This is a genomic window from Archangium sp. (assembly GCF_036389735.1).
In the GTDB taxonomy this organism is placed as follows: Bacteria; Myxococcota; Myxococcia; order Myxococcales; family Myxococcaceae; genus Archangium.
This window is the reverse complement of record NZ_DASVWK010000126.1, coordinates 1-13,289: the sequence shown is the minus strand read 5'-3', so window position 1 is coordinate 13,289 and position 13,289 is coordinate 1. Positions and strand designations below refer to the sequence as shown.

The following is a 13,289-nucleotide window of genomic DNA, read 5'->3' as shown; positions in this document are numbered from 1 at the left end:
GGTAGTGGTTGCCCTCGGCGTGCTCGAGTTCGGCCCGGCTGACGCCGGTGCTCCCGGCGCCACAGACGATGAGCTTCGAGGCCGACGGGCCAGTGCTGCCCGTCGTTCGGATGAGGGTCTCTCGCAGCTGGGGCTTGTGCTTGTGACCGTGGAGCACGACATCGAAGCGGAGCTGCTCCAACCGCTGCTCGACGAACCCCGCGTCCCGAATCGTCGACATGTCCAGCTGGACCTCGCTGCCCTTCTTGGGCTCCAGAGGCTCGGGGAAGGGGTGCAGGTGATGGTGGAGAACGGCCACTCGCACCAGGCTCTCCGCCGCGGGAGACTGCGCCAGCCAGTCCGCCACGAAGTCCATCTGGCGCTTCCCGATGTAGCCGAAGTGCTCCTGCTGATCCTCGTAGACACACGAGTTCAGGGTCGTGATGGCCAGTCCCGAGTCTGGATCGACATGGAAACCGACGAGCTGGTAGGGCTCGGGGTGGACCTGCTTGCCAAAGGTCTTACGCTTGACGTGCGGGTAGCGCTGCGGGAATAGCTCGCGCCCGTAGAATTCCTCCAGGAGCGCGACGTAGTTGTCGAAGCGCTTCGCCGGATTATCGGCACAGGCCGCCCAACTGATGTCGTGGTTGCCGGGGGTGAGATGGACGCGCTGCTTGGGAATCCGCAGCCTCTGACAGAGTTCCGTGAGGAATTCGAGCACCCGATCGAATTCGGACTCGGTGCCGGTGTACGTCAGGTCCCCCGAGATGACGAGGTGCAGGCGATCCTCGTGGTGCGGGAAGTGTCCCTTTTTCGCATCGAACTCCCGGGCCAGATGATCCACCAGCGTGTAGGAGTCCGCGCTCGCGGAGAAGCGGTGCATGTCCACGTCCTTCCGCGTGCCGAAATGGACGTCCGACAGATGCAAGAGGATGGGCAGCCTGTTGCCTGCGACTTGCGGCGAGGTGGGCTTGAGAATGGCCGCTGACCTGGGGCCGGCGAATCGCTGCGTGACCACGGCACGCAGTGCCCGCGTGAGCTCGGCGGACCGTACCGATTCGAAGCCGACACGCTCGAAGAGCTCGAGCTGCTCGATGGCGGACTCGCAGGTGGTCTGCTTCCGAGCCTCCCGCGCGGCCGCGAGGTACAGCTCGCGGGCCTCCTCATGCCGCTGCAAGGCGAAGTGCACTTCCGCGCGGTTGAAGCGCTGCCATTCGTCCGCGTGAGCAGGCTCGGACAAGGCGGGGGTATCGAGCACCTCGCGATAGAGCGCCTGCCCCTGTTCCGGCCGGGTAGGAGAGGCCAGGATGCGGAGGGAGGCACAATTGATTTGCAGATAGGGGTCCCGCGGGGAGAGCTGAAGCGCTCGCTCGTAGCAACCCAGGGCCAGGGCGAAACGCCGCCCGCGCTTGAGCAGTCCCCCCAGCAGGGCCAGGGCCTCGGGGTCCGAGGGATTGAGTTCGATGGCCCGTCTCAGGGCCCTCATCGCCTGGGCATTCCTGGGCCTGGGGAGCTTGCGGAGATACCAGCCGAGTTGGCGATGCACCTCGTAGTCGTCGGGCTTCTCCTCCACGGCGCGCTGGACGGCCTCCACGGCCATCTCGCGCTGATCGGCGGTGAAGAGCTGGCGGCCCAGGGCGAGGAGCCAGAAAGCTGGAAGTTTGGAGTTGGACTTCGCCCAGCCCCACAAGGCGAGGAGCTGGCGAGTCGTGGTGGCTCGTTCGAGCCGACCGTGGAGGTCCCGCTCGAAGGCCACGTCGTCCACCTTGGGGTTGGTGGTGAGGTGGACGGCCTCCAAGTAGCTCCGGATGGGGTTCTTTGAAGCGGCTTCAGCGTCCCGGATCGCGCGCGCGAGTTTTTCGACGAAGCGGTCCTGCGGCCCTTGCGGCCACGCATACTTGAGAACCCTCAGGTCCCGGATGTCGAAGGGCAGCCCTGAACCCTGGATGGCCGTGAGCAGGGTGGGGCCCGCCGAGACGGACTGGCGGATGCCAAGCTCATAGTAGACGTTCGGGTTCGGAGTGCTGACGTCCACGAGCGCGAGTTCCGACAACAGCAGCTGTTGGAGTACCTGCTCGGAGACGCGGCCGTTGGTGAGCAGCTCGTCCGCGCGCAAGGGCATCACCCCAGCCTGCTGCGCGGCGGGCTGGATGATCCCTCGGTAGATCTCATCGAAGTCGATGGTCGTGGAAGTGGCGGGCGCGTGGGTGGACGTGTAGGGCTTGAGCCCGAACGGCATCACGACGAAGAGCTGTTTCACGGCCTCTCCTTGCCTACACGGCGGCGCGACGCTCCGGCAGATGCTCCAGGAGCCGCTCCAGCTCTTCCACGTTCACCGGCTTGACGATGTGGAGGTTGAAGCCCGCCTCCATCGCCTGCGTCCGGTGCTCCCCGCTGTAGCCCGTCAGCGCCACCAGGAAGACGTCCTGGCCGCCCTCGCTCTCGCGGATCTTCCGGGCCACCTGGAAGCCGTCCATCCCCGGCAACCCCAGGTCCACCAGCGCGACGTGCGGCCGCAGCACCGGGAAGAGCTGCACGCCCTTGATGCCGTTCTCCGCCACCTCCACCTGGTGCCCCCACATCTCCAGCAGATCGCGCAACACCTCGCGCGTGTCGTCGTTGTCCTCCACCAGCAGCACCCGCCGCGGGCCCGACTCCTCGGAGACCGGCGGCTTCGCCTCGGGCACCGGAAGAGGTACCACCTGCTCCGCCTCCAGCGGCAGGCGCACCGTCATCTCACTGCCCCGCCCCTCGCCCTCGCTGTGCACCAACACCTTCCCACCGTGCAGCTCCACCAACCGCCGCACCAGCGTCAGCCCGATGCCCAGGCCGCCCCGGGACCGGTCCAGCTGCTGCTCGGCCTGCACGAAAAGCTCGAACACCCGCGCCATCAACTCCGGGCCCATGCCGATGCCCGTGTCCCGCACGCGCAGCACCGCCTGGCGCTCCGGGCCCTTGCCCTCCACCATCACCCCGACGAAGACGTGGCCTCCGGACTCCGTGTACTTCGTCGCGTTGTCCAGCAGGTTGGACACCACCTGCTCCAGCCGCGTGGCATCCCCGTTCATCCACAGACCGCCGGAGCCCGGGGGGAGCGACACCTCCAGCTGCAACCCCTTGTCCTGGATGGCCCGCCGCCGCGCGTCCACGCTCTGCTGCACCACCTGCCGCAGGTCCACCAGCGCCCGCCGCAGCTCGATGTGGCCCCGGTTGAAGCGCGACACGTCCAGCAGGTCATCCACCATGCGAGCCATGTGCTGGCTCTGCCGCATCATCACCTGGAGCGCCTTGGAGGCCATCCCATCCGCCTCGGACTTCGTGGACTCCACCAGGTGCAGCGCGTTGACGATGGCCGCCAGGGGGTTGCGCAGCTCGTGCGCCAGCATCGCCAGGAACTCGTCCTTGCGACGATCCGCCTCGGCCAGGTCCGCCGCCCGCTGCCGCAGCGCGTCCTCCAGCTCCCGCCGGCCGGTGATGTCGGTGAGGATGCGCACCGCCCCCGTCACCACGCCCCCGGCGCCCTCCACCGGGTTGGCCGCCACGCGGTACCAGCGGGCCCCCAGGCCCACCTCCGTCTCCTCCCGGCAGCTCAGCACCGAGCCACAGCTCGGGGGCAGCTCGGCCTCGCCGCCCGAGGCGGCCCGCATCAGCTCCTCGAACGGGTACCCCAGCACCTTGTCCTCGGGCCGGCCCAGCAGCGCCAGGAAGGCCCGGTTGGCGCGCATCACCCGCCCCTCCCGGTCCAGCAGGCACACCCCGTCGCCCAGCGATTCGAAGGTCGCCTTCCACTGGAGCGCCGCCGCGCGCGACTCCTCCTCCGCCTGGCGCATGCGCAGCAGCGAGCGCACCGTGGCCAGCAGCTCCGAGGATTCCACCGGCTGCGTCAGGTACCCATCCGCGCCGCTCTCCAACCCCTCCACCTTGTTCTCGGTGCGGATGTAGTTGGCCGACAGGTGCAGCACGACGGCGCTCGCCGTGAGAGGGTCCGACTTCAACCGGCGGCACACCTCGATGCCGTTGAGGTCCGGCAGCTTCACGTCGAGGATGACCAGGTCCGGCTTCACCTCGCTGGCCAGCCGCAAGGCCTCGGCTCCGGTGCCGCCCTCCACCACCTGGAAGCCCGCCGCCCGCAGCATGCGGGTAAGCGCGTAGCGGTTGGCCTCGTTGTCGTTGATGTTGAGGAGGATGGGTTCCTTGCGAGACAACACGAGCGATCCCCTCGGTGAGGATGTCACGACGAAAGTCACTTGATGATGGATGCTCCCCCGGAGCGGGGTCCGGAGCCAGCGAGCGCCCGTTGGATGAGCTCGAGCGCGGCCTCGCGGGTGAGGCCGCTCTTCGGGAGGATCCCCACCACGTGAGGGGTGAGGCGCCCGCGCTCCTGCTCGGTCAGTGAGCGACTGGTGTGGATGATGACCGGGGTCTTCCGGGTGGCGGACTGGCGCCGCAGCGCCTCCAGCACTTCCGCGCCATCCATGTCGGGCAGCGACATGTCCAGGAAGATGGCCGCGGGGTGAACCTCCCCCGCCATGCGCATCCCCTCGGCCGCCGAGGGGGCCTCACGGAACTGGAGCGAGGCCTCGGCCAGCACTCGCTGGAGGAGGTAGCGAGCAACCTCGTCGTCGTCGATGATGAGGACCGTGCGGGCATCGGAAGCGTCCTGCTCCAACGGCTGGGGACCGGACTCCTCTTCCCCACGCGAGCCCTGACGCTGCGTGAAGTCGCTCGCCACCACGGCCTGGAAGGTGCTCCCCTCCCCCGGATGGCTCTCCACGCCCAGCGAGCCGCCGAGCAGCTCCGCCAGCCGTCGCGACAGCGGCAGTCCCAGCCCCGTGCCCTTCACGCCCTGCTGGTGGGGGCCCTCCACCTGGACGAACTCCTCGAAGATGCGCTCCTGGTCCTCGGGGGCGATGCCCACGCCGGTGTCCCGCACGGAGAAGACCACCGTGCCACGGGCACCGGGCGCCGCGGAGACCCGCACCTCGCCACGCTGGGTGAACTTGAGCGCGTTGGAGATGAGGTTGCGCAGGATCTGCGACAGCTTGCGCTCATCGGTGTGCAGCTCCGGCAGTCCCTCGGGCTCGTCGAAGACGAGCGCCACGCCCTCGTGTACGCGGATGGGCCGGAGCATGCCTCGCAGCGCGCCGAACAGCTCCGCCACGGAGAAGCGCGTGGGCTGCACCTCCACCCGGCCGGACTCGATCTTCGCCAGGTCCAGCAGGTCGTCGATGAGCTCCTGGAGGGCCTCGCCGGACTTGCGGATGAAGAGAACCTGCTTCTCCTGCTCGCCGTTGAGCGGCCCGTCGATGTGGTCCAGCAGCAGCCGCGAGAGGTTGAGGATGGAGCTGATGGGCGTGCGCAGCTCGTGGCTGACGTTGGAGATGAAGCGCGTCTTCATGTCCGAGGCGCGGCGCAGCGCCTCGGCCTTCTCCTCCAGCTCGGCGTAGAGGGCCACCACGCCGCGGTTGGTCTCCTCCAGCTCGCGGTTGAGCCGCTCCACCTCGGCCTTGCGCGCCTGGAGCTCCTCCAGCGTGCGCAGCAGCTCCTCGTTCTGCCGCTGGAGCTCGTCCGTGGCGCTGGAGCGCCGCTGCCGCTCCAGCTCGTCCCGGAGCGCTCCCACCACCAGGGCCGCGGGCGGGCCATTCGGGAGGCGTTGGGTCATCTCCAGCAGGAGCCAGCCGTCTCCGTCCAGCCGCAGCTCCATCCGGTCCATCAACCGCTGCGCGGGGGCGAGCGCGGGGCCCGGGCGGAGCGTGTCCGGGGCACTGCCCGAGACGAAGCCCCCATTGAGCGAGGTCGGGACCCGCACGCGCACGAGCAGGGTCGGGGCGGGGCCATCCTCCAGCAGGAACTCGATATGCCCATTGGCGGCGGAGGCGGCGAGCCGCGCCACCTCGGAGATGGCGGTGGCGATGCGCACCTGCTCGTGGCCGTCGAAGCCCAGGGCCTGGGCGATGTGCCGGCCGCGCTGCCGGGTGTTCACCACGTCCTGTCCGGTGCGCAGGTCGGCCTGGAAGAGGGAGACGCTCACCACGCGCTCCCCGCCGAGACCCGCGCCACCAGCACCGTCGCGTCGTCCCGGCCTCGGACGAAGTCGCGGTACAGCACCGCCGCCACCACGCTGGGGTGCCGGGAGAGCAGCCCGGGATAACCGTCCACCCGCCACTGGGTGGACAGCCCGTCCGAGCACATCACCAGGAGGCTGTCCGGGCTCCACGTATAGCTGAACTGCTGCATGCGGTGCGTCTGGTGTCCCAGCGTCCCATTCATGGAGACCATCCGCTGGATGCCACCCGGCGACACCACGGCCGCGGAGATGTTGCCCACCCCGGCGTAGTGCAGCCGCGCCCCGTCCAGGACGGCGATGGACACCGCCGCTCCCCGGGTGCTGCGCAGCTCCGGGTCCATGCCGCGCAGCATCTCCACCAGCTCACGCGGGCCCTGCTCCAGGAAGGACACCACCGCCGCACGAGAGGCCCGCGCCGCGTCCGGTCCATGGCCCAGGCCATCGGCCACGAGGAAGAAGCAGCGCCCTTCCTTGCGGTCCACCGCCCACGAGTCCCCGCACACGTCCTCGCCGGTCTTGGGGACGCACACCACGCCCACCAGCATCTCGGAGGGCGGAGGCGGTTTGCCGGACCACAGTTGGGCGAGCACCACGGTGCCCACCCCGGGGAGGGAATGGATGTCGAAGAGGTGGGCCTGGCGCCGCATGGCCCCCAGCCCCGAGCCCCCGGTGCCGCTGGTGGTGTAGCCATCCCGCATGCAGCGGTCCACGTCCGCCATGCCCGGCCCCTTGTCGATGGCGAGCATCTCCACGCCCCGGTGGGGGCCGGAGTAGAGCGACCGCAGGAAGAGTTGTCCCTCGCGCGCATGGGCCACCAGGTTCTTGGCCGCCTCGCTCACCACCAGGGCCACCTTGCCCTGCTCCTCCTCGTTGAACCCCAGGCGAGCCGCCAGGGCGGACGCGGTCCGGCGGGCGAAGCCGGCCTGGCTGCTCTCCGTGACGGTCATCACCGTGGAGCTCATTTCCATCGCGTCACCGTGATCCGGGTCCCCTCACCTACCTTGGTGACGATCTCGAAGTCATTCACCAGCCGCCGAGCGCCCCCCAGCCCGAGCCCCATGCCGCCCCCCGAGGTGTAGCCATCGCGCAGCGCCAGCTCGACGTCCGGAATGCCCGGCCCCTGGTCCTCGAAGGACAGGCGCAGTCCCCGGCGCATGCCCTCCTGGACCAACTGGAGGACGACGTGTCCGCCCTTGCCGTAGTCGAGGGTGTTGCGCGCCAGCTCGCTGGCGGCGGTCACCATCTTCGTCTGCTCCACCAGACTGAACTTGAGCTCGGCCGACCATGTTCGCACCGCCTGGCGCACGAGCACCAGGTCCTGCGCGGAACGGATGGGCATGGTTTCACTCCTCAGCACGTCCATCCACGTCCCCGAACTCTTCCGCGATGGAGGCCTTCAGCAGCGCCATGCCCTTCTCGACATTGAGGGCGGTACGGACCCCTGGCAGCGACAAGCCCAGCTCCACCAGGGTGATGGCCACCGCGGGCTGCATGCCCACCACCACCGTCCGCGCGTCCAGCACGCGCGACATGGTGGCGATGTTGCCCAGGATGCGACCGATGAAGGAGTCCACCACCTCGAGCGAGGAGATGTCGATGAGCACGCCGCGGGCCCCGGTCTCGACGATCCGAGAGGTCAGGTCATCCTGCAGGGTGATGGCGAGATGGTCGTGCATGTCCACCTGGATGGTGACCAGCAGCACCTGCCCCATGCGGAGGATGGGAATTCGCTCCATGGATAGAACCTAGCCCTTGGTCGGGGCGGCGCGCGGGCCGGTCCCGATCGTCTGGTTGAGCCGCTTGAGGGCCCAGCTGAAGGCGCTGGCCAGGCTGGACTTGGTCACCACGTCGGACAGGTCCACGCCCAGGTGGACGATGGTCTGGGCGATCTGCGGACGGATGCCGCTGATGACGCACTCGGCGCCCATCAGCCGGGTGGCCGTCACCGTCTTGATGAGGTGCTGGGCGGTGAGGGTGTCCACGGTGGGCACGCCGGTGATGTCGATGATGGCGATCTCCGCGCCCGTCTCGACGATGCGCTGCAGCAGCGTCTCCATCACCGTCTGGGTACGGCCGCTGTCCAGCGTGCCGATGAGCGGCAGGGCGACGATGCGGTCCCACAGCGCCACCACGGGCGTGGACAGCTCCATCATCTCCTGCTGCTGGCGGACGATGACCTCCTCGCGCGTGCGCTGGTGGACCTCGGTGGTGTAGAGGCCCAGCTTGTCCAGCAGCACGGTGGCGGCCCACAGCTCATCGGCCACCACCTGCGCATCCTTCGTGAACTCGCCACGCAGCCGGCCGAACAAGGGCTGCTTGAGGCTGAAGATGAAGGTGGCCGTCTCCCCCGGGGAGAAGCCCTGGAGGCTGCGCGAGCGCGACAGCCGCTCCAGCAGCTCCCGCACGGACGCATACGCGGGGGTGGTGGTATCGTGGATGTTGCCCTGCTCAACGGCCCGCGTCAGCAGCCGGAGGAACTCGGCGCACTGGTCGCGCAGCTCGCCCTCCTTCATCAGCGCGTCGCGCCGGACTCCACTGGCGTTCAGGGCGACGAGCCACTCGTCGAGCAGCTCGGACGGGTATTTCTTGAGAATCTCGTGGATACGGGTGTTCAACACAGTCCTCCTGAGAGCCCCCGTAACACACGGCAACTCCGTCACAGTCGGCTCGAAAGTTACCGTCAGCCCGAAGTCACATCGCGATGTTCACTAGGTGATAGCCCGTGACCCGAGCATGAAATTCCCCCGTGGGGACGCCGGCACGGGGGTGGGTTCACCCCAGCAGCCACACCGCCAGGAAGCCCGCCCCGAGCGCGAGGAGGAACAGCCCCGCGGCGAGCCACCTCACGCGCGAGGCGCCAGCGGCCGGCACGGGCTCCTGCGCCTCCGCGCCCTCCTCCACGTCACGCACCAGCGTGTCGAAGGCCACGCGCACCTCGCGCGAGGTGGGCGTGTGCCGGGGCTCGGCACCACCCGCTTCCACCGACGAGGGCTCCTCCAGCAGCTCCACCTCCTCGGAGGGCACGAAGTCCGGAGGCGCGTCGAGCGCCCGGTGCTCGAAGGCCATGGCGGTGGGAGGCGCGAAGGCCGGCAGCTCCTTCTCGGACAGGGGACGCAGCAGGGTGGGCTTGCCGCGCACCAGCTCCGCGAGCACGCCGTCCTCCACCGCCTTCTCGCGCGCGAAGGCCTCGCCCATCAGCCGGGCCAGGTCCGCGTCTCCCACGTCGGGCGCGAGCACCTCGCGCAGCTCGCGCAGCGCCGCCCCGAGCGCCGCGGCATCCACGAAGCGCGCCTCGGGCTCGGTGGCCAGGGCGCGCATCACCACCGCGTCCACCTCCGCATGCAGCTCCGCCCGGTGGCGGCTCGGGGGCTCCCATGCGGGATAGGCCGCGCGGCGCCAGCGCTCGACGACATCGCCCTGCTGCTTCAGCGGGTGCCACGCGAGCAGCTCCCACAGCAGCACGCCCGTGGCGTAGACGTCGGCCCGCCGGTCCACGAGCTTCTTGCGGGCCTGCTCCGGCGACATGTACGCGATGCTGCCCATCACCACGCTGGGCGCCGTCTGCGCCTCCTTCAGCGTGGACTGCGAGGCGCCGAAGTCGATGATCTTCACCTCGCCGCCGTAGGAGATGCACACGTTGGCGGGCGACAGGTCCCTGTGCACCAGGTGCAGCGGCAGGCCCCGCTCGTCCGTCACGTCGTGCGCGTACGCCAGCCCCTGGCACATGCGCTCGCCGATGAGGAGCGCCAGCCCCACGGGCAGCACCCGCTTCTGGAGCCGCAGCCGCCAGGCGAGCCGGTTGAGCGTCTTGCCCGCCACGTACTCCATGGCGAGGTAGAGCTCCCCGCCCACCTCGCCCATGTCCCACACGCGGGCGATGTTGGGGTGGGACAGGCGCAGCACCACCCGCGCCTCGTCCCGGAAGCGGGCGAGGAACTGGGGGTTGCCCGCCAGGGTGGGCAGCACCTTCTTCACCACGCAGGCGCGGCCCGGCTCCTCCTCGCGCGCCAGGAACACCTCTCCCATGCCCCCGTACCCGATGCGCCGCACCAGGGTATAGGGACCGAAGGGGATGGGCCCCGGGCGCGCGGGCGCCGGTTCAGGATCCGTGGCCAACCGAGCGGAACGCCTTGCGAGCCGCCCGGAGGATATGCGCCACCTCGGGCTCGTTGATGGCCAACGACAGGAAGGCCGCCTCGAACTGGCTCGGCGGCAGGTACACGCCCTCCTCCAGCATCTGGTGGAAGAAGCGGCCGTAGCGCGCCGCGTCCGCCTTCTTCGCGCTCGCGTAGTCGAACACCGGCCCCTCGGTGAAGAAGACGGTGAACATGCTGCCCACGCGGTTGATGGTGACGGGGATGTTGGCCTCCTTCGCCTCCGCGCGCAGGCCCGCTTCCACCTCGCGGCCGACGAAGTCCAGGCGCTCGTACACCCCCGGGGCGCGCAGCGCCTGGAGGCTCGCGATGCCCGCCGCCACCGCCACCGGATTCCCCGACAGCGTGCCCGACTGGTACACGGGGCCCTCGGGGGCGATCTTCGACATGATGTCGCGCCGGCCGCCGTAGGCCGCCAGCGGCATGCCGCCACCCACCACCTTGCCGAAGGTGGTGAGGTCCGGACGCAGGCCGTACACCTCGGAGGCGCCACCGCGCGCCAGCCGGAAGCCCGTCATCACCTCGTCCACCACGAAGAGCACCCCGTGCGCGCGGCACAGCGCCTGGAGGTTCTGCAGGTAGCCCTCCTCGGGGATGAGCACGCCCATGTTGCCCACCACCGGCTCGATGATGGCGCAGGCGATGTCCTTGGCCCGCTCGGTGAAGAGCTTCTCCACCGCCGCCAGGTCATTGTACGGCGCCGTCAGCGTCAGCGCCGCCACGTCCTTGGGCACGCCCGGCGAGTCCGGCAGCCCGAGCGTCTCCACGCCGCTGCCCGCCTTCACCAGGAAGGGGTCGCCCGCGCCGTGGAAGCAGCCCTCGAACTTGAGGATGTAGTCCCTGCCCGTGAAGCCGCGCGCCAGCCGGATGGCCGCCACCGTGGCCTCGGTGCCGCTGGAGACGAGCCGCACCTTCTCCACGCTGGGCACCGTGGCACAGATGAGCTCGGCGAACTGCACCTCCAGGTCCGTGGGCGCCCCGAAGGTGGTGCCCCGGCGCGCCGCCTCGGTGATGGCCGAGATGATGGGCGGGTAGGCATGGCCCAGGATGAGCGGGCCCCAGCTCCCCACGAGGTCCACGTAGCGGTTGTCGTCCACGTCCGTCAGCCACGCGCCCGCGCCCTCCTTGAAGAAGACGGGTTCACCGCCAACACCACGGAAGGCTCGCACCGGGGAGTTCACCCCACCCGGAATGCGCTCCTGCGCGCGGGAGAACAGGGCCTTGCTCTGGGAGTGGTTCATGAAAGCGCTCCATAGCACGTGGCGTGTGCCGTCACCCGTTCGCTACCGTCCAGTTGCTTGATTCCCGCCAAGCCTTCGGCTACATCGCGCCGGGATTTCCTGTTTTTACTTGCTTTTTTCGAGGGGTGCCGGACCCTCTCCCACGGAGGTTGGAATGAGACCCCCCCCGCGCCTCACCGCGACGTTGCTGGCCGCGCTCGGAGCGACCTCCGCCTCCGCCGATGAGCGGCCCATCGCCGAGCCGCGCCTGACCCCCCTCACCTGCTACGCGGGCTACCTCGAGCGCGAGGCCCCTCATGGGCTCGAGGGCGTGCGGGCCGCCATCCGCCAGGCCCTCGCCCGGAAGGACCCGGCCGCGCTGCGCTTCCTAGAGGAGCGGCTCGCCGAGGTGATTGGGAAGGATGCCGCCGCCGCGCTCCAGGTGGTGGAGTGGGCGCGGACGGCGCAGGAGCCCGAGCTGTCGCTCTACCTGGGCGCGGTGCGCGAGACGGAGGCCGTGCGAGACCCGGCGGTGGTGGAGCGGCTCACCGCGCTGGCGGAGACGCACGCGGACCCGGGCCACCAGGCGCTCGCGGTCATCGCCCTGGAGACGCAGCCCCGTTTCGAGCCCGCCCTGCTGGAGCGCCTCACCACCCTGGCCAAGAAGGACACGCTCGCCCCCGGCGTGGTGATGAGCACCGTGCGCACCATCGGCCGGGTGATGGACAACGACTTCCAGCGCACCGGTCGCCTCGAGCCCTATATGAGCAAGCTGCTGGAGGTGGCGCTCGACTCCACCGAGCCCGACGTGCGCGGCCTCGCCCTGGAGATGGGCACCTACCCGGACGCCCGCATCGAGGGCCCCGCGCTCCAACAGATGGCGAAGCTCCAGGCCGAGGACCCCGACCCCGACGTGCGGGAGATGGCCGCCCTGGTGATGTCCTCGGGGCGCGACACCCAGGCGGTGCTCGACGCCTTCCGCGCGTCCTTCCCCCGGGAGAAGAGCGAGTGCGTGCGCTGGGCCCTCGTCCGTTTCGCGGTGCGCGCCGCGGGCCCCCGGGCCCTGCCCCTGCTCAAGGACTTCGCGCGGCAGGACGCGCGCTTCCAGCGGGACTACGCCGAGTTCAAGGCCCTGTATGACGCGGGGCACGTCGACTTCGACCACGTCTTCCTGAACAAGCCCACCCACAACCACCGCTGCGAGGGATAGGCGATGAGCAAGGGACTCGAGAAGCGGTGGTGGGGCCTGGCCGCGGTGCTGCTCGCCGTGCTGGTGGGCGTGCTGCTGTGGCGCCTGGGCCGGACGGAGGGGCCCTCCGGTGAGCCGCGGCCCCCTCCGGTGGCCCAGGACACCGCGAGCACGGACGGGACGCGCGGCGACACGTCGGCTCCGGCCCGCCCCCCGGTGGAGGCGAGCCTTCCGCCCGAGGAGCTGCTGCGACCGGTGCCGTGCGCGCTGGACTCGCTGGTGGAGGAGTACCGCCAGGGCAAGGGCTCACCGGCCTGGCGCCGCCATGTCATGGCGCAACTGCGCGGCCTGCTGGAGAAGCTGCCGCCGGAGCAGCTGTGGGCGAAGGTGGAGGCGGAGCAGGACCCGGAGGTGCTGGAGGCGCTGTCGTCCCTGTGGGTGATGCGCTTCAACCTGACGGGGGACAAGGGCGTGCTGGAGCGGGTGCTGGAGAAGACCGGGCGCGAGTCGGACCCGAAGCGGCGGGCGGCGATGGTGCGCTCGCTGCGGAGCTCGGACGAGCCGTCCAGCGAGGTGCTGGCGAAGCGGGCCTCCCGGCAGGGCGCCTACCACGCGTGGGTGAAGGACCCGGCGCCGGAGGTGCGCGAGGCGGTGGTGGCCAACCTGACGGCCGAGGCGGC

10 protein-coding genes and 1 pseudogene are annotated in these 13,289 nt (G+C 69.9%); 2 read left to right on the top strand and 9 right to left on the bottom strand.

Annotated features, from left to right (window positions below):
• From VF794_RS04885 to hemL, 9 genes are all read right to left on the bottom strand, one after another.
• A partial coding sequence (locus VF794_RS04885; protein ID WP_331108005.1) for a metallophosphoesterase occupies window positions 1–2,239 on the bottom strand: 2,239 nt, incomplete at its 3' end.
• A 13-nt stretch (window positions 2,240–2,252) separates the two neighbouring features.
• Window positions 2,253–4,184, bottom strand: a complete 1,932-nt coding sequence (locus VF794_RS04880) for a hybrid sensor histidine kinase/response regulator (RefSeq protein WP_331108004.1) — start codon at window positions 4,182–4,184, stop codon at window positions 2,253–2,255.
• 38 nt (window positions 4,185–4,222) lie between these two features.
• Window positions 4,223–6,010: an ATP-binding protein gene (locus VF794_RS04875; protein WP_331108003.1), complete on the bottom strand. Its 1,788-nt coding sequence runs from the start codon at window positions 6,008–6,010 to the stop codon at window positions 4,223–4,225.
• The gene (locus VF794_RS04870; RefSeq protein ID WP_331108002.1) at window positions 6,007–7,014 is read right to left on the bottom strand and encodes an ATP-binding SpoIIE family protein phosphatase; all 1,008 of its coding nucleotides are present in this window, start codon (window positions 7,012–7,014) and stop codon (window positions 6,007–6,009) included. Before VF794_RS04870 ends, VF794_RS04875 begins: the two co-directional genes overlap by 4 nt.
• Window positions 7,005–7,385, bottom strand: a complete 381-nt coding sequence (locus tag VF794_RS04865; RefSeq protein WP_331108001.1) for an anti-sigma regulatory factor — start codon at window positions 7,383–7,385, stop codon at window positions 7,005–7,007. The genes VF794_RS04870 and VF794_RS04865 overlap by 10 nt, the downstream gene beginning before the upstream one ends.
• A 4-nt stretch (window positions 7,386–7,389) precedes the next feature.
• Window positions 7,390–7,782: an STAS domain-containing protein gene (locus VF794_RS04860; RefSeq protein ID WP_331108000.1), complete on the bottom strand. Its 393-nt coding sequence runs from the start codon at window positions 7,780–7,782 to the stop codon at window positions 7,390–7,392.
• Between the two features lie 9 nt (window positions 7,783–7,791).
• Window positions 7,792–8,661, bottom strand: a complete 870-nt coding sequence (locus VF794_RS04855; RefSeq protein ID WP_331107999.1) for an STAS domain-containing protein — start codon at window positions 8,659–8,661, stop codon at window positions 7,792–7,794.
• Between the two features lie 157 nt (window positions 8,662–8,818).
• Window positions 8,819–10,162, bottom strand: a complete 1,344-nt coding sequence (locus VF794_RS04850) for a serine/threonine-protein kinase (RefSeq protein WP_331107998.1) — start codon at window positions 10,160–10,162, stop codon at window positions 8,819–8,821.
• A complete protein-coding gene (gene hemL, locus VF794_RS04845) occupies window positions 10,146–11,441 on the bottom strand; it encodes a glutamate-1-semialdehyde 2,1-aminomutase (RefSeq protein ID WP_331107997.1) in 1,296 nt (431 codons plus the stop codon). Before hemL ends, VF794_RS04850 begins: the two co-directional genes overlap by 17 nt.
• 154 nt (window positions 11,442–11,595) lie before the next feature.
• Between hemL and VF794_RS04840 the strand changes: the two genes are divergently transcribed.
• Window positions 11,596–12,630, top strand: coding sequence for a HEAT repeat domain-containing protein (locus VF794_RS04840; protein WP_331107996.1), 1,035 nt, complete (start codon window positions 11,596–11,598; stop codon window positions 12,628–12,630).
• Window positions 12,631–12,633: 3 nt separating this feature from the next.
• Window positions 12,634–13,289: pseudogene (locus tag VF794_RS04835) on the top strand (hypothetical protein); the annotation flags it as partial.